The organism is Frankia sp. CeD, from assembly GCF_000732115.1.
Taxonomy (GTDB): Bacteria; Actinomycetota; Actinomycetes; order Frankiales; family Frankiaceae; genus Frankia; species Frankia casuarinae.
In genome coordinates this window covers 283,787-308,215 of the sequence record NZ_JPGU01000001.1, presented here as the reverse complement: position 1 = coordinate 308,215, position 24,429 = coordinate 283,787, and the positions used below count along the sequence as shown (strand labels likewise).

Genomic DNA, 24,429 nt, shown 5'->3' with positions numbered 1-24,429 from the left:
CCCGGGGCAAGGACCGCCGCAAAGGGCGCGCTACGGTCTCCTCGGTGCACAAGGTGCCGTGCGTCGTCACGGGAATGTGTCGGGCGACCGGTGGTGGGCGAGAACGGGCGGGCGAGACATGGGTGTGGATCCGGAGATCCGGGTCGTCGTCGTGACCTTCCGGTCCGGGGAGGTGATCGGAGCCTTCCTCGACTCGCTGGCGAAGGCGACCACGCGGCCCTACGAGGTCGTCGTGGTGGACAACTCGCCGCACCTCGACGAGGGCACGGCGGCGGCCGCCGAGCGGGCCGAGGTGCGCTTGGTGCGCCCGGGTCGCAACCTCGGCTACGGCACCGCGGTCAACCGTGGTGCCGCCGGAGCCCGCGGGCCCTGGCTGGTGATCTCCAATGCCGACATCTCCTTCGCGCCCGGTGCGGTCGACGAACTGCTTGCCGCGGCCGACCGCTGGCCGGGGGGCGGGGCCTTCGGCCCGGGGATCATCAATCCGGACGGGGCGCTCTACCCCTCGGCCCGGGACCTGCCCTCGCTCGGCCGCGGGGTGGGGCACGCCTTGTTCGGCTGGTGTTGGCCGACGAACCCGTGGACGGCCTCCTATCGGCGGGAGCGGGGNCTCCCCCNGGAGATGACCGCCGGCTGGTTGTCCGGTTCCTGCCAGCTGCTGCGCCGGGAGGCGTTCGAGGCGGTCGGCGGGTTCGACGAGTCCTACTTCATGTTCATGGAGGATGTCGACCTCGGCCGCCGCATCGGCGAGGCGTCCTGGCAGTCGGTGTACGTGCCGTCCGCGGTGGTCGAGCATCTCGGCGGACACTCGACGAAGCGGTCGTCACGGCGGATGGTGCTGGCTCATCACCGCAGCATGTTCCGCTACCTGTCCTGGCAGTACCCCGGCAACGCGCGCGCGCCGCTGCGGCTGCTGCTCGGGGTCGGTCTCGTGGTTCGGCTGCTGCTCGCGCTGATCTTCGCCCGGGACAGCGCGGGGGCGAAGGCGACCCGTTCTGCGGATCTGCTTCCCCGGGGTGGTGCCGCGCGGGGCGCCTGAGCGGACCGCGGCCGGCCGATGGCCGGCAGGCGAGTTGCTGGTAGTCATGGATGTCCTGGATGTCCGAGATATTTGGAATATCCGGGCGGCTTGGTGAACCCCGGTCCGACACAACGTGTCGAAACCATGGCATGCCGTTCGTCGTATGGTCCTGACCCCGATCCGTTTTCAGCGTCCACCGCGTGTTCTGCGACACTGACGCCCCATGGACGCAGTGATGCTTGTCGGCGGTCAGGGGACCCGCCTGCGACCGCTCACGATGTCGGCGCCGAAGCCGATGTTGCCGGTCGNGGGGGTGCCGGTCACCGCGCACATGCTGGCTCGCGCGCGAGACGCGGGAATCGACCGGGTGGTGCTCGCCACCTCGTACCGGGCGGAGGTCTTCGAGGAGTACTTCGGGGACGGCTCGGCGCACGGACTCCAGCTGGAGTACGTCACCGAGACCGAGCCGATGGGCACGGGCGGTGCGATCCGCAACGTGGCCGAGCGGCTCCACGGGGGACCGGGCGATCCGGTCGTGATCTTCAACGGTGACATCCTCGCCGGTCTGGACATCCAGGCCCTCGTCGCGCGGCACACGGGGACCGGCGCGGCGGTCACCCTGCATCTGACCCGGGTGGTGGACCCGCGTGCCTTCGGGGTCGTGCCCGTCGACGACGATGGTCGCGTCACCGCCTTCCTGGAGAAGACCCCGGACCCGCCCACCAATCTGATCAACGCCGGGTGCTACGTGTTCCGGCGGTCCGTCATCGACACGATCCCGACGGGACGACCGGTCTCGGTCGAGCGGGAGACCTTCCCGGGACTGCTGGCCGCCGGCACGGCGGTCATGGGTTACCCGGATGACACCTACTGGCTCGACCTCGGAACTCCCGCGGCGTTCGTGCAGGGCAGTCGCGACCTGGTGACCGGCCGGATGGCGTCGCCGGCGCTGCCGGGGCCGGTCGGGGACTGCCTGGTGCTGCCCGGTGCCGTCGTGGCCGCCGACGCCAAGATCGGTGGCGGGGCGACCGTCGGGGCCGGCGCGTGGGTCGGCGCGGGTGCCGCGATCGACGGTGCGGTGCTGTTCGACGGTGCGGTTGTCGAGGCCGGGGCGGTCGTGCGGGACAGCGTGATCGGTCGGGACGCGGTGATCGGCTCCGGTGTCGCGCTCGACGGGGTGGTCATCGGCGACGGGGTACGGATCGAGCGAGGCAACGAACTACGGTCCGGGGCGCGCGTGTTCCCCGGAGTCGTCCTCTCGGCGGGCGCTGTGCGATTCAGCTCGGACCGCACCTGAGCGCAGCCGACCGGTTGCGGGNGGCGGCGGACCACTGGTAGCGCCGCCGCGTTTCCTCACGACGCGGCGGCTGCGGTCCGTCCGTGCGGAGATCTCGCGGACATCCACGGACGGGGAACAAAAACCGTCCGCTGAATGCGGCGATTCCGCGCCGTGGCCGAGGACAATCGCACTCATGAGGTTCAGCGTGGAACGCGACGCGTTCGCCGACGCGACCGGCTGGGCCGCTCGGCATCTGCCCAACCGGCCGGGCCCGGCCCGGAACGTCCTGACCGGCATCCTGCTCGCCGCGGGCCATGGCTCCCCGGCGTCTCCCGGTTCCGCGGCGGTTCCCCTGCCGTCGGGCTCCGCGGCGTCTCCCGGTTCCGCGGCGCCCCTGGGGGCGGCCACGGCCTCGGTCCTGACGATCTGCGCGTACGACACGGAGGTGGCGGTGCGGGCTCCGGTCGCGGCCTCGGTGGACGAACCGGGGCGGGTGCTGGTGCCCGGCCGGCTCCTCACGGACATCGTGCGCAGCCTGCCCGCGACGACGGTCGACGTCGTGGTCGACGGTGACCGGCTGGTCCTGCGCTGCGGCAGCGTCCGTTTCACCGTGCCGCTGATGGACCCGGGTGAGTACCCGCAGCTCCCTAGCTTTCCCGGACCGATCGGCGAGGTGGACACGCTTGGGTTCGCGTCCGCGGTCGGTCAGGTCGCCCCGGCGGCCGGCCGGGACGAGACCATGCCCGTGCTCACCGCGGTCCGGATGGAGATCTCCGGGCGTGGGCTGGCCCTCGTCGCCACCGACCGGTACCGGCTCGCGGTACGCGGCATACCCTGGCAGCCGACAGTCGACGATCCGTGGGCGCTCGCGCACGTGCCTGCCAAGGTTCTCGCCGAGGTGGCCCGCACGCCGACGTCGGCCTCCCGCATCGTGATTGGTCTGGACCTCGACGATCCGTCCGGCGCCCGGCTCGGCCTCGCCGCCGGCGGCCGGCAGACCATCGTCCGGCTCATCGAAGGGACGTTTCCCAACTACCGCAAGCTCCTGCCCGAGGCGGCCGCGCTCGTCGTCACCGCGCAGACCGCGGCGCTCGCCGCGGCGGTCCGTCGGGTGGCCGTCGTCGCCACCCGCACCGGGCCGCTGCGGTTCACTTTCACCCACAACCAGGTCGTCGCCGAGGCCGGGGACGGTGGTGGCGCACAGGCCAGCGAGACGATTCCGGTCGAGTACGCAGGTCCCGAGCTCTCGGTGCTGTTCAATCCGTCCTACCTGCTGGACGGGCTCGGTGCCGTCGAGGACGATCAGGCGACGATCGGGTTCGTTGACGACGATCCGGTCGAGGCCGCCGCGAAACCCGCGGTGCTCACCGGCAAGGACAGCGGCCGCGGCGCTGTCGACGAGGGCGCCTACCGCTACCTACTGATGCCGATCCGCCACGGCGGGGGCTGAGCCGAGGGCCAGGACCGTTCCTCCTGATCGTCTGGTTCGGCGGTCCAGGGNATGGATCCGGGGTGATGAGCCGGCCCGGCCGCGGCCCTGACGAGGACCGGACAGCCTTGTACCCGGATAGCCGGAGACAGGCCACAGATACGCCGAAGAAACACCGTGGGAAATTCGTCCCGCGGCCTCCGCGCGACCCCGCTCGGGTTACCGATGCGGAGAGAACCCGACATCTCCCGTTCGGGATCCGGCCCCTCCTGTTTCCCCGGTTCTTACCTCTGGTGCACTGACGATGTCCGGTGGAGGCTCTAACCTGATCTGGCTCCACGGTAAGAACTCGTTGTTACTTTTCTGGTTCCTCGGGAGGCCTGCCGTGTCCGTTCTCGCCGGTGTCCGGCGTTCACGTCTCGTGTTGACCGCGTTTGCCGTCGGTCTGATCGTCGCCGTGCTCGTATCCTGGAATATCGCGCCCGCGCGGGCGGCGGCGCTGCCCAGCCCTGACCATGTCGTCGTGGTGGTGTTCGAGAACCATTCCTACTCGCAGATCATCGGTAGTTCCAGCGCCCCTTACATCAACAATACACTGAAAAGTGGTGGCGCCAACCTCACCGCGTCGTACGGCCTGACTCACCCGAGCCAGCCCAACTATCTCGCCCTCTTCTCCGGAGGTACCCAGGGCATCACCAACGACAACTGCTACACGCCGGGGTTCAGTAGCGCCGCCAATCTCGGCTCCGAGCTGATCGCCGCCGGTCGCACCTGGGGAAGCTACAACGAGGGCCTGCCCGCCGAGGGCTCGACGGTGTGCACCAACAGCAGCACCAAGTATGCGCGCAAGCACAATCCATGGTTCGCCTTCAGTAACGTGCCGCTGAACACCGCCCACACCTTCGCCCAGTTCCCGAGCAACTACTCCACGCTGCCCAAGGTCTCGTTCGTCATCCCGAACCTGTGCAACGACATGCACGACTGCTCGGTCTCCACCGGTGACACGTGGCTGAAGAGCAATCTCAGCGCCTACGCGACCTGGGCCCAGACCCACAACAGTCTGCTCATCGTGACCTTCGACGAGGACAACGGCTCCAGCGGCAATCACATCACCACGGTGCTCTACGGAGCGCACGTCACCCCCGGAAGCAGCTCGTCGACGACCTACAACCACTACAACGTGCTACGTACCCTGGAGGACCTGAGTGGACTGACCACCCACGCGGGTAACGCCGGAAGCGCATCGGACATCACCGGTATCTGGAGCTAGCACCGGTATCTGGAGCTAGCCGGGCGGGCCGTGCCCGGGACGGTGCTCGTCCTGGGCGGCCCGCCTCGTCACCGACATCTCCGCCCCGGCCGAGAGGGTTAGGGTGCCGGGGCCGGGGTGGTGGGCGACAGTGACATGGTGCCCGCGCCGGGGATCGGGGAGGCGGCCGCGCCCGGATCCACCAGGGGGCCGTCCGCCGTCACGTTCAGGGTGCCGCCCGCCGCGCCGGACTCCGGCGCGGTCGGTGAGTCCCAGGTGGCCCCGGCGGCGTCCGGGTTCGCATGCTTGGTGACGAAATNCTTGATTACGTCCGCGGAGACCGTCGAGCAGCGCTGGGTGCGGTCCCAGGCGGTCAGGACGAAGTGCTTGTTGTCGACGAAGGTGCTCCGGGGCCAGGGCACACCGATGAACCGCGGCCCGGCGTCCGCCGCGAGCTTGCGCAGCTTGTCGACCTGATCCGTCGGCAGGCTCTTGTCGTACCAGCCGATCACGAAGCCGTGTTCGAGGTTGTGTACGGCCCGTTCCACCGAGATGCCCGAGTTCGGGTTGTAGAAGGGAATGCCGTCGGGCAGGGGGTCGGGGTTGTGGTTACCCGAGGATGGCGGTGACGCCTCGTACGTGACCGCCGTGCTGACGTGCGTCGAGCCGCGGAACGGGTCGTTCGCCGTGCCGGTGCACCCGGCCGCGGTGGCGGCCGCCGAGGCCGGCGCGACGTAGCCGACCTTGCGGGCCTCGTTCTTCGATCTGCTGTCCGCGACGCTGTAGATGATGATGCCGACGAGGAGCGCGACGGCGACGAGCCCCGACGTCCCGTAGATGAGCAGCGCGCGGCGGCGTTCCCTGCGCTTCTGTTCACGGCGCAACTGCTCGAGCCGGGTGTTGCGTTCGACGCTCTTCTTACCCACGGCAACTGATCCTACGAAGTGTTGAACCACGTCGTCCGGGCAGGATGGATCCGACCCGCCGAACACCACCGGACACGCCCTGTTCCGCCACGCCGCACCGTGACCGTGGCGTCCCGGATCATCCCGGAGCCGGGCCACCCGGAAGAGGTCGGCCACGAGGTCAGCGGTGGAGGACGAACGCCGCGGTATCGCGGTCCGGTCGGGCGGGTGCGGGCGCGGCGGCGTGCCCGACCCCGACCGCGCCCATCGGTGTCCAATCGGCCGGCAGGTCGAGCACCCGGGTGACCACCTCCGGGCAGAACAGCGTCGACGACACCCAGCACGACCCCAGACCCTCCGTGGCCAGGGCGACGAGCAGGTTCTGCACCCCGGCCCCGACGGAGACGGTGAACATCCGCTCCTCGGCGGCGGCGCGGCGGGCGTCCGGATAGGGATGCGCGCCGTCGAGGACCATGATCGGAACGATCAGCAGCGGGGCACGCCGCAGCACCTCGCCGCGCCGAAGCCGACGCTCGACGGCCGCCTCGTCGAACCCGTCGCGTCGTAGATCGTCCGCCCAGGCTTCGGCCATCGCGTCGAGCAGCGCGGCGTGCCGCTCGGTCACGATCACGAAACGCCATGGTGTGGTGTGGTGCGGGGCCGGGGCGGTGAGTGCGGCCGCGATCGCCCGGTCGACCGCGGCCGGGTCGACCGGGGCGTCGGAGAAGTCCCGCACGGTGCGCCGGTCGCGCAGCGCCGCCCGGCGCGCCTCGAGGGTGCCGAGGCGGAACATGTCCTCACCAGCGGGACGCAGCAGTGCCCGCCCGCCGGCGCCGTCGTCGGGCAGCCGGCCGTAGCCGCGGACGACTGCCACCGGTGTGGCGCCCAGCTTGCCCTTGACGAGGTCGGCGGCCGCGGCGAGCTCGTCGGCCTCGGCCACCTCGGTCATCCCCAGCTCGTTGCCGTAGCCGTCGAGGTCGCCGACGTGGCTGCGCAGCGCCGCCATGCCGGCCACCCCGACGGCCATGTCGGTCAGGCCGCGCCGCCACGGCCGTCCGGCGGTATCGGTGACGATGACGGCGACATCCACGCCGAGCACGGTGGCCAGGCCCGACCGCAGCCGCCTGGCGCTGGCGTCCGGATCCACCGGGAGCAGGGCGAGGGAGTCCTTGGCGATGTTCGACGCGTCGACCCCCGCGCTGGCGAGGACGAAACCGTGGTGCGTCTCGACGATCCGGGTCGGGCCGCGCCGGGCGACCTCGCGTACCGATTCACTGTCGATCATGGCCTGTCTGGCTTCCTCGCGGTCGCCGGACACCGTGACGAGCCGTCCCTCGGCCTTCGAAACAATCTTTGAGGTGACCGCGACGACATCGCCGTCGGCGAGTGTCGGGCCGTGCGTCCGGACGGCCGAGGCCACCAGGACGGCGAGATCGTCGCCGGGACGGACCTCGCCGATGCCGGTGAGCGGGAACACGCGCAGCGCCCGTTCCGCGCTGCGCTCAGACACCGGCGAGCTCCAGAGCCGCCCGGACGATCGCCACCGTGGCCTTCAGATCGGTCATCAACAGGGGTGTCGCGGCCACGGTCGCGCCGGGAACGGTCGCGCCGGCGTCGGCGGTGTCGACGAGCCAGCCGTCGAGCAGGCCGTCCGCCGTCCCGTCTCCCGGGCGCGGGGCCGTCCCGTGCCCGGTCGTGGCGGGCGCGGTGGCCGGCTCGGCGGTGCGCCCCCGGCCGCCGTAATGCACGCCTACCGCCTGGGCGGAGGTCTCGACGCCGATGGCGGCCAGGCAGGCGTCCGCCATCCCGCGCACGGCCGCGCCGCCGATGATCGGCGACACCCCGACCACCGGCGCCGCGGTCTCGTGCACGGCCGAGCGGATCCCGGGAACGGCGAGGATGGTGCCGATCGAGACGACCGGATTCGACGGGGGGAGCAGTACGACGTCCGCGTCGGCGATGGCGGCCAGGACGCCGGGCGCGGGCCTGGCCTTTTCCGCGTTTACCGGGATGATCGCCTGTGCCGGCACGGCGGCACGCAGCCGCAGCCACCATTCCTGGAAGTGCACCGCGCGCTGGCCGTCGGCGTCCGAGATCACCACGTGGGTCTCGACCCGCTCGTCCGACATCGGCAGCAGCCGTACCCCCGGCTTCCACCGCTCACACAGCGCCCGGACCACGTCCGAGAGGGAGTAGCCGGCGTCGAGCATCCGGGTGCGCACCAGGTGGGTGGCGAGGTCGCGGTCGCCGAGTCCGAACCAGGCCGGCCCGACGCCGTAGGCGGCGAGTTCCTCGGCCACGACGAACGACTCGCCCTCGCGCCCCCAGCCCCGTTCGGCCGAGATCCCGCCGCCCAGGGTGTACATGACGGTGTCGAGATCGGGGCAGATGCGCAGTCCGTGCAACGTGATGTCGTCGCCGGTGTTGCCGATTACCGTCACGTCGGCCTCCGGCAGCGCCGCGAGCACGCCGCGCAGGAACCGGGCGCCACCGATCCCGCCAGCCAGGGCTGTAACTCTCACACCGACCAATCCTGGCACCGCGCCCCGACGGATGGGGCACCGGTGGGCGGTGGTGGATCTCCCGGCCGGGGTGATAGCGGCCACCGCCGGGCCACGGACGGATTTCTCCGGACCGGGGCGGGCGCGCCGGTCGTGTTCCTGACCGAGCCTCGGTCGGGGTTCCTAACCGAGCCTCGGTCGGGCGAACAACGGCGTCATCCATCCGTGGAACTCCGGCTTCGCCGGTATCGGCGTGTCCGTGCAGAAGGCCGAGAGCAGAAAGTGCACGAGATGGCTGGTCGGCCGGGAGGGTGCAGGGTTGGCGAGCCCGCCCTCGATGGTGGCGACCACCGCGTCCNCCGCGAGCTCCCGATCGGGTTCGGGCACGAAGTCGTGCACCGCGGCGAGCGCGAGCCCGTGCAGCCAGTCGTGCAGCCGCTCGTGGTACTCCATGACCGGCGCGGCGTGCGGGGCGCGTTCGGCGACACAGGGATGCAGCGTGCGGCGCCGCTCGACCGAGTCCAGGGCAAGGAAGAGCTTCGCCGCCGGGTCTCCGGGTAACGCGGCGATCCGGTCGACCTCAACGTCGAGCAGTCGGTTCAGCACCGCCGCGAAGGCGTGGTCCTTCGACCGAAAATACCAGTAGACGGAGCCCGGTTCGATGCCGGCGGAACGGGCGATCTCCGCGATGGACGTCCCGGCGAACCCGCGGGCCAGGAACTGCTCCTCGGCGACGGTGAGCAACGCATCGATCCGTTCCTCGCGGGGAACCTCCTGGCGGTTGCGTGGCACCTGATCAGCGTAACGACTCCCATGGTGGGGCAGGAGAAAATCGATGCCCAGTAGTGGTAGCCCCCGTGCGGTACGCCGGCGCACGCCGGCGCCGTCCCGACGCCGGCATGATCGGAATCGTGTCCCGGTGTCGGTGGGTGCACTCCGGCCGGGCTCGGGTAGCGGGGTCCGGTGGACGTCTCGGGCGGATGTGTCCTGCTCACCGTCTTTCTCTTGATTCCGATTAGAGAGAGCTGTGAGAGTGAATCCCAGCTCTCTACGTTGCTGGAAGGACCGTCATGTCCGATATCAGAACCACCAAGAGCCTCGAAGCCCTGTCTGCCTCCCTTAATCGCGCGCTTGCTGGGGTCCGCGCCCCCCAGGTCGTGGCCGCCCGCCGGGCCCAGATGCGACAGACCACCGGTACGACGCCGGACGGGTCCGACGTCGCCGGCGCCGGCCGGCGAGCCGACCGGACGCAGGCTCTGGTCGAGACGCTGGCCTCGCGCCGGCGGACGAATATGTTGATCGGCACGCTCGACCGGCTGCGCAGACCCGCCACCGGGTGGCGTGCGGCCGGCCGCGTGACCCCCTGACTCCGGGCCGACCGGGTTTCCTCCCGAACCGCTCAGTACCGTTTCGACACCGCATCCCTTCGATCCCGATGGCCACCGACCGGACCGGTTCACCTGCCGGGCGCCGGGGGCGCCGCCGGAGAATCAGAGGAATTCATGATGAGTACGGCGGCGACATCCAGCGGTGCCGAATCCAGCGGTGCCGAATCCAGCGGTGCCGAATCCAGTTCCCCACCGTCCCCGTCGGCGCTACGCCGGGCGCTGCGCCGGGCCCGGGACGGCGCCACGCTCGACGTGGTAGAGGCCACCATTCTGCTGGCCGCGCGCGGCGATGACCTCGCGGACCTGTGCCGCTCGGCGGCCGGGGTCCGCGACGCGGGTCTGGCGTCGATCGGGCGGCCGGGTGTCGTCACCTACTCGCCGAAGGTGTTCATCCCGTTGACCCGGTTGTGCCGGGACCGCTGCCACTACTGCACCTTCGCCACCGTGCCGCACCGGTTGCCCGCCCCCTACCTCACGGTGGACGAGGTGCTCGGCATCGCCCGGGCGGGCGCCGCGGCGGGCTGCGCCGAGGCGCTGTTCACGCTTGGTGATCGTCCCGAGGATCGGTGGCCGGCGGCCCGGGAATGGCTCGACGCCCACGGCTACGACTCGACGCTGGGTTACCTGCGTGCCGTCGCGATCGCCGTGCTGGAGGAGACCGGTCTGCTTCCGCACCTCAACCCGGGTGTACTGAGCTGGGTGGAACTCGCCCGGCTCAAGCCGGTGGCCCCGTCGATGGGGATGATGCTGGAGACGNCCGCGACNNGCCTGTGGTCGGAGCCGGGCGGGGCGCACTACGGATCACCCGACAAGGACCCGGCCGTCCGCCTGCGGGTCCTCACCGACGCCGGGCGGTTGTCGATCCCGTTCACGACCGGCCTGCTGCTCGGCATCGGGGAGACCCGGACGGAGCGGGCCGAGACGATCTTCGAGCTTCGAGGTCTGGCCCGCCGCTATGGGTCGATCCAGGAGGTGATCGTCCAGAATTTCCGCGCCAAGGACGACACCGCGATGCGCTCCGCGCCCGACGTCGGTGCCGAGGAGTTGGCCGCGGCCGTCGCGGTCACCCGGCTGGTGCTGGGCCCCACGATGCGGGTGCAGGCTCCGCCGANCCTCGTTGACACCGTGGAGTGCGCCCTGCTGCTTTCGGCCGGCATCGACGACTGGGGCGGCGTCTCCCCGGTCACCCCCGACCACGTCAACCCCGAGCGGCCCTGGCCGGACCTGGACGTCCTGGCGGCCGTGACGGCGCAGGCCGGGTTCACGCTGCGGCCCCGGCTCACCGTCTACCCCTCCCATCTCGGTGAACCGTGGATCGACCCGCGCCTGGCCGGACACGTCGGGGCGTTGGCCGGCGTGGACGGCCTGCTCGCCGACGGCGTGCTCCCGGTCGGCCGCCCCTGGCAGGAGCCCGACGGCGGACTCGCTGACACCGGCCGCACCGATCTGCACGCCGCGGTCGACACGGTCGGGCGCCGCAGCGAGAAACGGGCGGACTTCGACACGGTCTACGGTGACTGGGAGTCGCTTCGGGCACAGGTCAGCGCGGCCGGGACGGGGGTTGACGGAGTCGTCGGCACGGGCAGCCGGGCCATCGCGAGCCGGGCCGGCGCGGCTGCCGGTGCCGGTGCCATGCGGCGGATCGACCCCGACATGCTCGCCGCCCTGCGCCACGCCGGGTCCGATCCGGCCGGGATCACCGACGCCGAGGCGCTGACCCTGTTCGGCGCGGACGGCGCCGCCCTGGAGGAGCTCTGCGCGCTCGCGGACGGATTGCGCCGCGACGTCGTGGGCGAGGACGTCACCTACGTCGTCAACCGCAACATCAACTTCACCAATGTCTGCTACACCGGATGCCGGTTCTGCGCGTTCGCGCAACGCCGTGGGGACGCCGACGCCTACACGCTGTCCTTGGACGAGGTGGGCAGCCGGGCGGCGCAGGCCTGGGCGGTCGGCGCGACCGAGGTCTGCGTCCAGGGCGGGATCCATCCCGATCTACCGGGCGCCGCGTACTTCGATCTTGCCCGTGAGATCAAGCGGCAGGCGCCGGGGTTGCATCTGCACGCCTACTCGCCGATGGAGGTTCTCAACGGCGTCACCCGCACCGGCCTGTCGATCGGCGACTGGCTCACCGCGGCCCGTGAGGCCGGCGTCGACACGATCCCCGGCACCGCGGCGGAGATCCTCGACGACGATGTCCGTTGGGTGCTGACGAAGGGCAAGCTGCCCGCGGCGAGCTGGGTCGAGGTGGTGACCACCGCGCACCGGGTCGGCCTGCGCTCCTCGGCCACGATGATGTACGGGCACGTGGACACCCCCGCACACTGGGTGGCCCATCTGCGCCTGCTACGGCGCATCCAGGACTCCACCGGCGGCTTCACCGAGTTCGTGGCCCTCCCCTTCGTCCATCACAGCTCGCCGATCTACCTGGCCGGTGTCGCTCGTCCCGGCCCCACCCGCCAGGAGAACCGGGCTGTGNACGCGATGGCGCGCATTCTGCTGCACGGCTCGATCGACAACATCCAGTGCTCCTGGGTCAAGCTCGGGGTGGAGGGCTGTCGGGCCGTGCTCACCGGTGGGGCGAACGACATCGGCGGCACGCTGATGGAGGAGACGATCAGTCGGATGGCCGGCTCGCAGCACGGCTCGCGGCGCTCCGTGGCCGAACTCGAGGAGGTGGCCGCGGGGGCGGGTCGTCCCGCTCGGCAACGCACCACCACGTATGGCCGGATCCCTGACGAGCGCTTTCGCGCTGCCCGGGGCCGCACCGTCCGGGCCATGCTGCCGGTGGTGTCCTGACACCCGCCAAGTTCTGATCACCAAAAACTACTCTCCGTAGTCGAATAGGCTGGGGTTGCCGGGTCTGGCGGCTGATCGGTATGCGCCTGCGGCGGTTNCCCNAGCTCAGACCTGCCCTTTTNGGGGNTTNTNCCCTTTNGATNTGGGCGGGATAATGCCGTTGCCGCGACCCGTCTGATCGCGCAGAGTGACGGAAGGGAGGGTTGCGTGGACCCTCGGCGACAGGCTGTAGTGACTGTGAGCTATGGTCTCATCGCTGGTTGTAGAAGATGTTGCGACGGTGGGGTTGACGCGATCGAGTCTGGAGCGTGTAATTACCGGCGTGTCATTCCCCCCGCTGGCGGGGTTCGTGCGGTAGTGCGTCGCCTGACCGGTGNGGAAACTAGTCACCTGCGCGCCGGCGCCCAGGGGTGGCCGACCGCACCGCGACGGGTCTGGAGGAGTCCACATGGAGCACGCCGACGCGGGCGTCCACACTGTCCTCGCGGACGTCGAGCGTCCCGCTGAGCATGACCCGTTCGCTGATCACCCTGAGCGGGTGCTCACCGAACGGCACACCCGGGCCACATCCGAAACGGTCCCGCGGGCGCGGGTGCCGGCCACGGCCGCTCCCGCCCTCCCCGAGTTGACCGGTCGGTCCGTCGCCGAGGGCACCGACCTCGTCGAGGACATCCAGGACGATTCCGTCGAGGACATCGACGATGTCGACGAGGCTGACGATGTCGACGAGGCTGACGAGGCCGAGACCGAGGACTTGGAGGATCTTGGTGGATCGGCCGGGAGGTCCGCCCTCGCCCAGGTGATCGATCTGGGGATGGGGGACCTTCTCGGCGAGGCGATGGAGTGGCAGGAANGCGCGCTGTGCGCGCAGACCGATCCCGAGGCGTTCTTCCCGGAGAAGGGCGGCTCGACCCGCGAGGCCAAGCGCATCTGCTCGGGCTGTGAGGTCCGGGCCGAGTGCCTGGAGTACGCGCTGGAGAACGACGAGCGGTTCGGGATCTGGGGCGGCATGTCCGAGCGGGAGAGGCGCAAGCAGCGACGCCGAGCGGTCTGATCCCGACCGGTGACCGGCGGTCGGCGCATGACGGGCGATCCGGGCAGGTCACAGGCGGCCACGGTCGCCGCGGTGACCGTGGCCGATGACGCGGGGCCGCCGGTCGTCGCGGTCTGCGTGCTCGGTCGAGGGGGTGGTGGACCCGACGTTGCCGCCCAGGTCCGGGCCGCCCTGCGTGCCCAGACCAGACCGCCGGACCGGGTCGTCGAGGTGCGGCTCGGTGGCGGGGGATGCGTTCCCCGGCAACGCGCGTCTCCCCTGGACGGGGAGGGTCGCCTCCCGTCCGCCGACCATCCCGTCGACCCGGGCACCGACGGCGCGGATGCTCAGGCCGGTGACCCGGTCGCCGAGCCCCTCGTCGTAGAGGTGCCGTCCGCCACACCGTTCGGCGCCGCCGTAGCCGTGGGGCTGGCTCGGCTGGGGAACCCACCGGAGCACGGATTCGTCTGGCTCCTCGACGACACCGCGATCCCCACCCCGGGCGCGTTGCACACCCTGCTGGCCTACGCCCGGCTGGACCGGGGCGCCGCCGTCCTCGGCCCCAAACTGCTCGCCCGCGCTCCGGAATCCGCCCCACCCGCCGAATTCGTCCCACCCGCCGGAGCGGGCGGTTCCGCTGGACCGGCAGGTGCGCGGTCCCGGCCGGTGACGAGACCCCGGGNGGTTGAAGCCGGGGTGAGCGTCGACCGGGCCGGGCGACGGCATCCCGGAATTCGCCCGGACTATGATGATCATGGACAGTGTGACGGGGTACGTGACGTCCTCGCCGTCGCGTGTTCGGGCATGCTCGTGCGGGCGGTGGTCTGGCGACTGCTGGGTGGACTCGACCCCGAGCTCGATGGTGGTCATGACATCGATCTCGGCTGGCGGGTGGCCCGTGCCGGCCTACGGGTCGTCGTCGTCCCGTCGGCCACGGTGACCGTGACCTCGGCCTCAGCCTTTTCCGGGGGGCCGGCCTTCCCCAGGGCATCGGCCGACCGCGCGGGGGTTCTACGGGTCCGGCTGGCGAACACGGCGACGGTGCTGTTTCCGGCGATGGTGGTCGCCCTGCTCGTCGGAACGGTCGTGCGCACCCTCGGCCTGCTCCTGCGCGGCCGACGCCGGGCGGCGCTCGCCGAGCTCACGCTCGCCGGTACCGTGCTGGGGCGGCCATGGCAGCTGCGCCGGATGCGTCGGCGCGCCGCCCGCACGTGGGCGGTGCCGCATCGGGCCGTCCGCCCGTTGTTCCCGGCCCGCCTGCCGTGGCGGCGCGGAGCCGGCGCCGATGATCTCCTTGATCGGGCCGGAGCCGCCGAAGACGTCGCCGACACCACCTTGATGGTCACCGGGCCCAGACCGGATGTGCACCCGCGCCGGCCGGCCTGGCCGCCGACGACCCTGGCGGCCCTGCTGGGTGCCGTCGGGCTCCTGGCCATGCGGGGGATGCCGGCGGACATGCTCGGCGGGGGCCTGCCGCTCCCGGCAGGCAGCCGGAACCTGTGGTCGGCCGTGTGGTCTGGATGGGCGGGGGCGCCCGATGGACCTCTGAGTGGTCCTAGGCCGGCACCCCCTTTCACCGCGCTGCTCGCCGCGGCAGCCACTCTGCTGGGGGGGAGGCCGGCGCCGGCCGCTTGGATCCTGCTGGCGGCCGGCCCGGCGCTCGCGGGCCTGAGCGTCTACCGGGCCCTCGCCCAGCTGGGACCACATCCGATCGCCCGGTTCGGGCTCGCCGCCGGCTACGGGTTGAACCCGGTGATGACCGGGTCGGTCCTCGCCGGCCGCACCGACACCGTGGGCGCGGTGATCGGCCTTCCCCTGGTGCTCGCCGCCGCCGACGCGGTCCTGCGGGACCGGCGGGNCGGCTCCGGCTTTGGCGTCGGTGGGGCGCCGGGCCGGCCGGTGTGGACGCTCGCGATCTGTCTGGTCGGGTTCATCGCCTGCGCCCCGTCGACGCTGGCCATCGCCTGGGCGGGCCTGGTCGTCGTCGCGTTCCTGACCGCGCGGTCCAGGCTGCCCGGTATGATCGTCGCTCTGCTCGCGACGATCATACCGGTGCTTCCGGACCTGCGGGTGGATCCCGTCGCTGTCCTCACCGAATCGGCGATCACCCTGGCCCGGTTGCCCCAGTACTCCCTGGCCCTGCTGGCCGGTGCGGACAGCGGACCCAGGGCCGATGTGGCCGGCTTCGTCGGTGGATGTCTGGCCTGCTGGTTGTTCGGCCGCCTCGCGGGCCGGGAGCGGGGCCGCCGGCGGCGCACGGCCGTGCTGGTGGTCCTTCCCGTGACGCTGCTCCTCCTCGTCGGGCCGCTGATCCTTGCCGCCCGCTTCCTGGCCGTGGACGTGGCCCGGCCCGGCGACACCACAGGGGCGAACCCGGCCGGCGTCGAGGGGTCCGCCCTCGCCCACGCGGTCGCGGCCGTGACCCGCGCCGCCGGGCCGGGTGCCCGCGTCCTCGTCCTGCACCAACCGGCCTCGGCCAGAACGATCCGGTACACCCTGGCCTCCGCGTCCGGGCCGACGTTTCCCGAGGCCGGCGCCCGCACCCCGCGGCGGTCCGGCCGGTTCCTCGCCGACATGGTCGCGGACCTCGCCACCAACGGTGGCCGGGCAGCCGGCTGGCTCCCGCTTCTGGGCGTGACATCGGTCGCTGTACCTACGGTCGACTCGGCCTCTCAGCTCGTCGCCCGCCTGGACGCGACGCCGTCCTTGATCCGGGATCGTCCCCGCCCGGGGGCGATCCTCTGGCGCCCCGCCGTTGCGGCCCGTGGTGCGACGGCCTTGGGAGAGCCCGGTGGGGCCGGCGCGCCGCGACCGGACGCATCCGGGTGGGCGGGCGGACCCCTGGCCTGGGTGATGGAGTCCGATCGGGCCGATCGTCGTGAGCCGGTGGCGCGGCACTCCGCTCCCGCGGCGACGAGGCCGACAACCCGCCCGATCGGTACGGCGCCGGGTGTTCCTCCCCTCCTCTCGGCGCCGCTGCCGCCAGCGCCCTCCTCGGTACGTCGGTTGGCCTCCGGCGAGCGGTTGCCCGCCCTCGCAGCCCGGTCCGGCCCGGCACGCTGCCTGGTGCTCGCCGTGCCGGCGGATGCCGGATGGCACGCGTGGCTGGAAGGCCGGCCGCTGGCTCCGTTCCGGGCGTGGGGCTGGGCAGCCGGATTCCAACTGCCGCCCGACGGCGGTCGGCTCCGCATCGACCACGACCGGACTTCACCCCACCGGGCAGTGGTGGGCCAGGCTGCGGCACTCGCCGCGCTCGTCCTGCTGGGAATCCCGGTCATGCTGGGAATCCCGGTCATGCGGTCGCGGCGGATGGCTCCCCCGGCTGCGACGCAGCCGGGGCGGGTCGGGAAGGTCGAACGGCCGTCATACCAGCGGCCGTCGTGTCACGTCGTGGTCGTTTCGCGGACGGTCGTTTCGCGGACGGTGCTGCCGCTGGCGGTCCTCGGACTGCTCGGGCTGACCGGGGCGTTCCTCGCCGGCACCGGCACCGGCACCAGCACCAGCACCAGCACCAGCACCGGTGCCGGGAAGGGACGGATCTGGCCGCTGTCAGGCGCCATGCTGGCCTGCCCGGACCTGACGCTGGTGGCACCCGATCCGGACGGGCCGGGCGGGCGGGCCCGTTCGCTCGGCCTGGACGTGGCCGCCGGCGGTGGACCGACGGGCCGGGTGCGGGTGTCCACGGTGGGGTCCGAGGTTCCAACCAAAGGGCTTGGACTACGGATGGACGCCCGTGGTCGACGTCACCTGGACCTTCCGCGGCCCTCGGAGAGCAGCGCCGTCACCGGCGTGGCGGGCAGCCGCGGATCGATCCTGGTGACCGCCCAGGGTGCGTCCGCCGGGGGACTGTCGGCCACCGTGACGGCCCGGGACAAAGACGGCGTCGGGTCAATGGACGGCGTCGGGCCGATTCAGGCGCGTTGCGAGCCGTCCCGGGCCCGGGTCTGGTTCACCGGACCATCGACCGTGGCCGGTCGGGATCCGGTGGTGATCTGGTCGAATCTGGCAGATGAACCGGCCCTGATCAACGTGCGGGTGCTTTCCGACGGACCGGCGACGTCGCCGCAGGACATCACCGTGCCCCCGGAGCACGCGGTGATCCGGCGACTCGCCTCCCTCGCACCGGAGGCCACCGCGACCGCGCTCGACGTCCAGGTGCGCTCCGGCCGGGTTCTCACCTGGGTCGCGGACCGGCCCAGCGCGGGGCGTACGGACTCGGTGCCGGGGACGGACCGGGCGGGGCGTGCGGATCCGGTGAGCCTTGTCCCGAGCACCTCCGCCCCGGCCCGGCGTCTCCTGCTTGGCGGGGTCGTCGTCCCGGCGGGGTCAGCGTCCTCGACGGCGCACCTGGTGCTCGCCGCACCGTTGCGGGAGGCCACGGTGCGCATCACGGTCCTCACGGGTACGGGTCGGCACACGCCGATCGGCCTGGAGGCCGTCGTCGTGCCCGCCACGGGTGCGATCACCACGCCCGTGCCGCTGCCGGCGGGCGCCGCCTCGGCGGTCCTGGTCGAATCGGCCGATGACGCACCGGTGCTCGCCGGACTGGCCGCACCGTCGGGCCGGGCGGGAGAGCGGTCGACCGGCTCGGCCGGCGGATCCACCTGGGTCGGCGCCACCAGCCTTGATCCTCCGCTCGACCCGCGCGGGCTCGACGCGTACGGCCAGGCGGTCGGCCTCTCCGGGCCGACGGGGCTGGCCGCCGGGGCGGGATCCGCGCCGGACGCGGTCGTCTCCCTCCCACCGGTGCCGCCCGGCGCGACCGGCGTCGTCGTGCTCGCAGCTCCGGCGGGAGCGGTCACGGCGTGGATCGACGGCGAGCTGGTACGGGTACGGCCGGGCACCGTCGCGACTGCCCGCATGCCGATCGGACGGGCCGGTGGACGGCTTGTCGCGGTCGGCGGCCCGCTGGAGGCCACCGCCGTGATCGGCCCTCCCCCCGGTACGCCGGGGGAGGGCCGGGTATCCGGGGATCCGCCCCGTGGGCCTACCCCCTCCGGTTCCTCCGGCTCCACCGGCTCCGCGTCGTCGACCGCCGCGTCGTCGACCGCCGCGTCGTCGACCTTCGGGATGCCCAAGCCCGTGATGCCGCGGAGCATCTCCACCGTCGTTCCGTTGTGGGGGGCGTCGAGGCTCCTCGACGCTCCGGTCTCCATCGAGGATCCCACCGTCCTGTATCAGCGCGGCTAGGCCTGTGTCCGCCGACCTTCGACCTTCGCCTCGTGGCGGGCCGGGCACCGGTCGGCGTCCTCCCAGGACGTGCGGGNGGNTCGTGACGTTTCCGGTCTTCCGGGCCGTCAGCACCCCGCCCTGTCGGTGGCGTCGCCCGTCAGCGGCCGGAAGCGGCGAGAAAGACCCGACCGGTGNCGGTGAGGGTCAACGCGGCGGATCCGGCCAGCAGGGCGGACCGGCCCCCGCGCAACTCCACCGGGGCGACGGTCGTCCCGTCGTCGGCGGTGCCGGTCACCCGGACCGCACCCTCGATGGCCAGCAGCAGCATGGGCCGTCCCACGTCCAGGGCACCCCCGGTGCAGATCGCCTCGGTGAGGGCGAAGTCCCCGACGGGGACATCCCAGCCGCGGAGCAGACCACCGGAGGAGACCGCGAGGGTACGGGGCATGAGGATCGGTGCCGCGCTCGGAGTGGGATCGAGGATGCGTAGGAGCTCGTCGACATCGATGTGCTTGGGGGTGAGCCCGCCGCGCAGCACGTTGTCCGAGGCCGCCATGATCTCGATACCCAGGCCGGAGACGTAGGCGTGGAGCAGCCGCGCGGGCTGGAAGAGCCCCTCCCCGGGGCGCAGGGTGACGTCGTTCAGCAACAGGGCGGCCGCGATCCCGACGTCGCCCGGGTGCGCGGCCGCGAGCAGACCGATCAGATCGGCCGCCCGCGCGACGTCATCGGCTTCGGCGCCGTCCACCGCGGCCCCGTCCGTCGCCGTGTCGTCCGTTTCGGCGCTGGGCGGCCCCGGCGCCGTCGGCGCTGCCGCGCCGTACGGGCCGGCGGCGAGCCGGCGGGCCGTCGCTACGAGGCCGCGAACGAGGTCACGGGCGGGTTCGCGCGGCATGGTCAGCAGGGAGCGGAGCACCTGTGCGGCGCCGCCCGAGGGATCGTCGGCCAGTGGTCGGAAGGCGGCGGTGAGGGCCGGTGAGCCCAGCCGGGCGACGATGGCGAGGGTCCGGCCGGGATCACGCATGCCGGCGAGAGCCCGAAACGGGGACAGCGCGACGATCAGTTCGGGCTTGTGATTCCGGTCACGGTAACGTCGACGTGGATCGCCCAAGCCGAGACCGGCCGCGTCGTCCGCGTCGAAGCCGGCCCGGGCCTGCGCCAGGTCCGGGTGCACCTGCAGCGACAGCGCCTTCTCGGCGGCCAGCACCTTGAGCAGAAACGGCAGCTGACCGACGAGGTCGGTGGCCGGACGGCGGATGCCGTCGTCCTCGGCGAGGGCCGTCGCCACCGGATGGGTGCCGAGCCACAGCTCCGCGACCGGCTCACCGGTCGCGGCCGCCCCGAGCAGGTTCGGAATCGCGGTTGGGGACCCCCAGGCGTACGACTGCGCCTGACCGTGCAGTGGCAGGACCCGGGCGCCGGATGCCGTCGCCCGAGCGGGCTCGTTCCTGGTGGTCACGGTCTCCCTCGTGGTGGGTGTCCTGCGGCCGGCCAGCCACCGCGGCTCGGCTGTTCCTCGCTGTTGCTCGCTATTCCTCGTCGCCCCAGCCGTGGCCCTCCGGGTCGATCACGGCGGGGNCGACCCCCNTCATCTCAGCCNTCTCGTGGATGATCGCATCGAGGACGAGCTCGGCCAGGTCCTCGCTGTCGACGGCCCGCGCCTCGATCGGGCGGCGGTAGACGACGATGCGTCGCGGGGTTCCCGACCGACCCTTGCCGCCGGCCGGCTGGTAATGGGCGAGCGGGATCTCGTCATCGGTCACCGCCACCGGCGGTACGTCCTCGACGGCGAACTCGACGTCCGCGAGCTCAGTGGACCACCGGTGGTCGAGATGCTCGACGGCGTCCAAGACGAGATCGTCGAAGCGGTCGCCGCGGGTGGCGTAGGCGGGCACGTCCGGCGGAAGGAGAGTGCCCCGGATGCCACGGCCGCGCCGGTCGCGCCGGCGCCGTGGCGGGATCGGCCGGGCGACTGCCGGGAACCGCTCGGGCTCGGTCACCCTGTCAGCGTAGCGTTCAAGGATGGACGGTCGTCCGTCGATCGCGGTGAACTCCGCGCCGCTTCCGGCATCGCTCGGAGTGGTGCGCCGATCCGTGGGCGCGGCAACGACGGTTCCGGTCACATCCCTGCGCTCCATCCCCCATCGCTACCAGCTCGAGGACGGTCCATGATCTCAAAATCGCTCTGGATACGTGCTGAACGAGGGATATTGTATGCGGGCCGCGNTGGCATGGTCGACGCCGCGTGACGATTAGTCGTCGCGCCACGCGACACGACCCGAGGTGGTGGCCGTCGTCCGTTCCGGGGGCTACCGTCCGGAACGTGAAGCCTCGGCGCTGCTCCCGCTCGGCCTGTTCCGCAGCCGCGGTCGCCACGCTCACGTACGCCTACGCGGAATCCACGGCGGTATTGGGCCCGCTCTCCCCGTACGTCGAACCACACTCCTACGATCTGTGCGGCACCCACGCGGATCGGCTCACCGTGCCGCTTGGCTGGGCTGTGGTCCGGCTCGAGGCCGAGGCACCCCGTGAGGGGGGTCGTGAGGTGGCCGGGGACGATCTGGAGGCCCTCGCGGACGCCGTGCGTGAGGCGTCCCGGCGGGGAGGGCCGGAGCCCCCGCAGGGTCCGCAGGCCCCACCCCCGGGTGGCCGGCGGGGTCACCTGCGGGCCGTTCCCAGCCCGTCCTGATCCGGAGCGCTCCCACCTCTTGGCCGTCCCGGTCAGGTGGTCGTCCCGATCTTCCGTTTGTCCTGGTACCGGTGGTTCGGCGAGTGGTTCGGCGCGAGTTCGCCCGGACGCGGTTCCAGCGGTGTCGGACCCGGCGGATAAGGTCAACCGAGCCGGTCGCAGTAGTGGCCGCGCGGCCGGGAGGCACCATTCACCCGGTGCCGGGGGACACCAGGGAGAAGGGTTGGAAGGGATGCGTGACCTCTCGCGGATCTTCAAGGCGTACGACGTGCGTGGCGTGGTGCCGGCGGAGTTCGACGCCGACGTCGCCCGAGCCACCGGAGCCGCCTTCGTGCGGCTGCTCGGCGCCCCGCGGATCGTGACCGCGCACGACATGCGGGAGTCGTCGGTCCCGCTCGCCGAGGCCTTCGCGGAAGGGGCGGCCAGCCAGGGCGCGGACGTGATCGCCGCCGGGCTGGGATCCACCGATCTGCTCTACTTCGCCGCCGGTTCGCTGAACATTCCGGGTGCGATGTTCACCGCGTCGCACAACCCGGCGAAGTACAACGGCATGAAGCTCTGCCGGGCCGGCGCGGCACCCATCGGCCAGGAGACCGGGCTCGCCGACATCCGCGCGATGATCGAGGCGGGCATTCCCGCCGGTCCCGGTCGTCGCGGCACCGTGGCTCGGCGGGNCCTGCTGGNCTCCTACGTGCGTCATCTGCGCACCTTGGTCGACTTGGCGCAGATCCGGCCGCTGACGGTCGCCGTGGACGCGGGCAACGGCATGGGCGGGCTGACCGTCCCGGCCACCTTCACCGGGCTGCCGCTGACAGTGATCCCGCTCTACTTCGAGCTGGACGGCTCCTTCCCGAACCACGAGGCGAACCCGATCGAGCCGGCGAACCTGCGGGACCTGCAGGCCGCCGTCCGCAGCTCCGGAGCCGACATCGGCCTGGCCTTCGACGGCGACGCCGACCGCTGCTTCGTCGTCGACGAGCGGGGGGAGATCGTCTCTCCGTCGACCATCACCGCCCTGGTGGCCGATCGCGAGCTGGCCCGGGAGCCGGGGGGCACGATCATCCACAACGTCATCGTCAGCCGGGCGGTCCCCGAGCTGGTCACCGAGCGCGGGGGGGTCCCGGTCCGGACCCGCGTGGGCCACTCGTTCATCAAGGCCGAGATGGCCCGTACCGGCGCGGTTTTCGGTGGCGAGCATTCCGGTCACTTCTACTTCCGCGACTTCTGGCGAGCGGACTCCGGCATGCTCGCCGCGCTCCATGTGCTCGCCGCGTTGGGCAGCCAGGACCGGCCGCTGTCCGAGCTGCTCGGGGGGTACGCCCGTTACAGCGCGTCCGGTGAGATCAATTCCGAGATCGCGGACGCCGCGGCGGCGATGAACGTGATCGAGAAGGCGTACGCGCCGGACGCTGCCGACGTGGACCACCTGGACGGGTTGACGATCTCCTTCTCGGACGGATCCTGGTTCAACCTCCGCCCGTCCAACACCGAGCCGCTGTTGCGGCTCAATGTGGAGGGGCCCGACGACGCCACGATGCACCGGCTGCGCGACGAGATCCTCGCTCGGATCCGGAGCGGAAGGGAAGCCTGATGAGTCTCGACCCGCTGCTGTTGGAGATCCTTGTCTGCCCGTGCAGCAAGCACGGTGAGCTGCGGCCCGACGAGCTGAGCGGCGCCCCCGTGCTGGTGTGCCTCGCCTGCGACCTGGCGTTCCCGGTGCGGGACGACATCCCGGTGATGCTGCTCGACGAGGCGATCCCGTTCTCCGGCGCGTCGGCGTCGAACTGACGCCGCGGCCTCGACGTGTATCTCGACGAGGCGATCCTCGACGACACCGCCCGGATCGACGCCGGTCACGCCGGCGGTCTCCTGCCGCACATCGCCTCCGCCGCCCGCCAGGTCCGTCGCGGTGCCACCCTCGCCCAGGAGGCCGGGGTCGGTCGCCTCGCCGCCGACGGACGGCCCCGGGCGGTCGTCGTGGTGGGTGTGGGCGGCGCGGCGCTGGCCGCCGAGGTGCTCGCCGCCGTCGCCGGGCCGGCCAGCCCGGTGCCCGTCATCGGTCACCACACCTACGGCCTTCCGGGCTGGGTGGGGGTGGCCGACATCGTCCTCGCGGTGTCGGCGTCCGGTGCCTCCGCGGAGACCTGTTCGGCGGTGGAGGAGGCGAACCGGCGCGGCGCGCGGGTGGCCGTGGTCGCCCCTGCCGACACCCCCCTGGCCTACCTGGCCGGGGTGGCCGGTGCGCCCCTCGTCGTGACTTCGGCGGAGCGGCCCGCTCGTGCCGTCCTGTGGTCGTTGTCGCTGCCACTGATCATCGTCGCCCGGGCCCTGGGTATCGCGCGGGTGGCGGACGAGGCGATCGAGGCGGCCGCCGTCCGCCTCGAGGACGTCGCGACCCGTTGCCGTTCGTCCAGCGAGTCGTTCGTCAATCCGGCGAAGACGCTCGCGCTCGAGCTGGCCGGTACGTTGCCGCTCATCTGGGGAACCTCACCGGTGACGAACGTGGTGGCCGAACGTGCCGTCACCCAGCTCGCGACGAGCGCGAAGTATCCGGCCATCGCCGGGGCGCTGCCGCATCCCGCCCGCCACCAGGTCGCGCTGTTCGACGGTGCCTTCGGGGCGGGTCTCGCGGCGGCTGGCGACCCGGCGCGCGACGACCTCGACGACTTCTTCCGCGACCGCGCCGAGGAGGACGAGTCGATCCGGCTCCGCCTGGTCCTGCTGCGCGATCCCGACGTCGAACGTCCGGATGTCGCCCGGCAGGCCGAGGCGGCGGTGGCGGTGGCGGCCGAGCGAGGCGTCGGCGTCACCGAACTGCGCGCCGACGGCGGCGGGCCGTTGGAACGGCTCGCCTCACTCATCGGCCTGTTCGACTACACGGCCGTTTATCTCGCCTTGGCGCTCGGGGTCGATCCCGTGCAGGTACCCGCCGCCCACGACCTCAGGCGCTGACAGACCTCAGGC

18 protein-coding genes are annotated in these 24,429 nt (G+C 72.1%); 12 read left to right on the top strand and 6 right to left on the bottom strand.

Annotation, left to right across the window (positions count from 1 at the left end; all coding sequences use genetic code 11):
• The first annotated feature begins 118 nt into the window (after nt 1-118).
• The 4 genes from CED_RS01190 to CED_RS01175 all read left to right on the top strand — a co-directional run bounded on the left by CED_RS01190 (nt 119) and on the right by CED_RS01175 (nt 4,999).
• A complete protein-coding gene (locus tag CED_RS01190) occupies nt 119-1,039 on the top strand; it encodes a glycosyltransferase family 2 protein (protein WP_200875351.1) in 921 nt (306 codons plus the stop codon).
• A 205-nt stretch (nt 1,040-1,244) separates the two neighbouring features.
• Complete coding sequence (locus CED_RS01185; protein WP_035908211.1) at nt 1,245-2,318, top strand: sugar phosphate nucleotidyltransferase; 1,074 nt, start codon at nt 1,245-1,247, stop codon at nt 2,316-2,318.
• 175 nt (nt 2,319-2,493) lie between these two features.
• Complete coding sequence (gene dnaN, locus CED_RS01180) at nt 2,494-3,750, top strand: DNA polymerase III subunit beta (protein WP_035730754.1); 1,257 nt, start codon at nt 2,494-2,496, stop codon at nt 3,748-3,750.
• Nucleotides 3,751-4,114: 364 nt separating this feature from the next.
• Nucleotides 4,115-4,999 (top strand): alkaline phosphatase family protein, encoded by an 885-nt coding sequence (locus tag CED_RS01175; RefSeq protein ID WP_023839902.1) that lies wholly within the window; start codon nt 4,115-4,117, stop codon nt 4,997-4,999.
• A gap of 98 nt (nt 5,000-5,097) precedes the next feature.
• Here the strand turns inward: CED_RS01175 and CED_RS01170 are convergent, their stop codons facing one another.
• The 4 genes from CED_RS01170 to CED_RS01155 all read right to left on the bottom strand — a co-directional run bounded on the left by CED_RS01170 (nt 5,098) and on the right by CED_RS01155 (nt 9,176).
• Nucleotides 5,098-5,904: a DUF3105 domain-containing protein gene (locus CED_RS01170; RefSeq protein ID WP_035908339.1), complete on the bottom strand. Its 807-nt coding sequence runs from the start codon at nt 5,902-5,904 to the stop codon at nt 5,098-5,100.
• A gap of 160 nt (nt 5,905-6,064) precedes the next feature.
• The gene (locus CED_RS01165) at nt 6,065-7,393 is read right to left on the bottom strand and encodes a coenzyme F420-0:L-glutamate ligase (RefSeq protein WP_011435194.1); all 1,329 of its coding nucleotides are present in this window, start codon (nt 7,391-7,393) and stop codon (nt 6,065-6,067) included.
• A complete protein-coding gene (cofD, locus tag CED_RS01160; RefSeq protein ID WP_023839904.1) occupies nt 7,386-8,405 on the bottom strand; it encodes a 2-phospho-L-lactate transferase in 1,020 nt (339 codons plus the stop codon). The genes CED_RS01165 and cofD overlap by 8 nt, the downstream gene beginning before the upstream one ends.
• A 162-nt stretch (nt 8,406-8,567) precedes the next feature.
• Nucleotides 8,568-9,176: a TetR/AcrR family transcriptional regulator gene (locus tag CED_RS01155; RefSeq protein ID WP_035908209.1), complete on the bottom strand. Its 609-nt coding sequence runs from the start codon at nt 9,174-9,176 to the stop codon at nt 8,568-8,570.
• A 278-nt stretch (nt 9,177-9,454) separates the two neighbouring features.
• Here CED_RS01155 and CED_RS01150 point away from each other — a divergent pair, with 278 nt between their 5' ends.
• From CED_RS01150 to CED_RS24935, 4 genes are all read left to right on the top strand, one after another.
• Nucleotides 9,455-9,751, top strand: a complete 297-nt coding sequence (locus CED_RS01150) for a hypothetical protein (RefSeq protein ID WP_011435197.1) — start codon at nt 9,455-9,457, stop codon at nt 9,749-9,751.
• A 135-nt stretch (nt 9,752-9,886) separates the two neighbouring features.
• Nucleotides 9,887-12,571, top strand: coding sequence for a bifunctional FO biosynthesis protein CofGH (locus CED_RS01145; protein ID WP_035908207.1), 2,685 nt, complete (start codon nt 9,887-9,889; stop codon nt 12,569-12,571).
• Between the two features lie 448 nt (nt 12,572-13,019).
• Nucleotides 13,020-13,625 carry a WhiB family transcriptional regulator gene (locus tag CED_RS25960; protein ID WP_035908206.1) on the top strand — a complete coding sequence of 202 codons (606 nt, stop codon included), beginning with the start codon at nt 13,020-13,022 and terminating at the stop codon, nt 13,623-13,625.
• A gap of 27 nt (nt 13,626-13,652) precedes the next feature.
• Nucleotides 13,653-18,794, top strand: a complete 5,142-nt coding sequence (locus CED_RS24935; RefSeq protein WP_051868611.1) for a DUF5719 family protein — start codon at nt 13,653-13,655, stop codon at nt 18,792-18,794.
• A gap of 139 nt (nt 18,795-18,933) precedes the next feature.
• Here the strand turns inward: CED_RS24935 and CED_RS01125 are convergent, their stop codons facing one another.
• Both CED_RS01125 and CED_RS01120 read right to left on the bottom strand, forming a co-directional pair.
• Nucleotides 18,934-20,235: a type I phosphomannose isomerase catalytic subunit gene (locus tag CED_RS01125; protein ID WP_035908205.1), complete on the bottom strand. Its 1,302-nt coding sequence runs from the start codon at nt 20,233-20,235 to the stop codon at nt 18,934-18,936.
• A 70-nt stretch (nt 20,236-20,305) separates the two neighbouring features.
• Nucleotides 20,306-20,698, bottom strand: coding sequence for a metallopeptidase family protein (locus CED_RS01120; protein ID WP_035908331.1), 393 nt, complete (start codon nt 20,696-20,698; stop codon nt 20,306-20,308).
• A 401-nt stretch (nt 20,699-21,099) separates the two neighbouring features.
• Between CED_RS01120 and CED_RS01115 the strand changes: the two genes are divergently transcribed.
• The 4 genes from CED_RS01115 (at nt 21,100) to CED_RS01100 (ending at nt 24,417) form a co-directional block, all read left to right on the top strand.
• Complete coding sequence (locus CED_RS01115) at nt 21,100-21,465, top strand: DUF3499 domain-containing protein (protein WP_035908204.1); 366 nt, start codon at nt 21,100-21,102, stop codon at nt 21,463-21,465.
• 232 nt (nt 21,466-21,697) lie between these two features.
• Entirely contained in the window at nt 21,698-23,056 is a 1,359-nt protein-coding gene (locus tag CED_RS01110) for a phosphomannomutase/phosphoglucomutase (protein ID WP_035908203.1), read from the top strand.
• On the top strand, nt 23,056-23,253 hold the full coding sequence (locus CED_RS01105) for a Trm112 family protein (protein ID WP_011435205.1): 198 nt from the start codon (nt 23,056-23,058) through the stop codon (nt 23,251-23,253). Before CED_RS01110 ends, CED_RS01105 begins: the two co-directional genes overlap by 1 nt.
• Nucleotides 23,254-23,268: 15 nt before the next feature.
• Nucleotides 23,269-24,417, top strand: coding sequence for an SIS domain-containing protein (locus tag CED_RS01100; protein WP_011435206.1), 1,149 nt, complete (start codon nt 23,269-23,271; stop codon nt 24,415-24,417).
• The last annotated feature ends 12 nt before the right edge of the window (nt 24,418-24,429 follow it).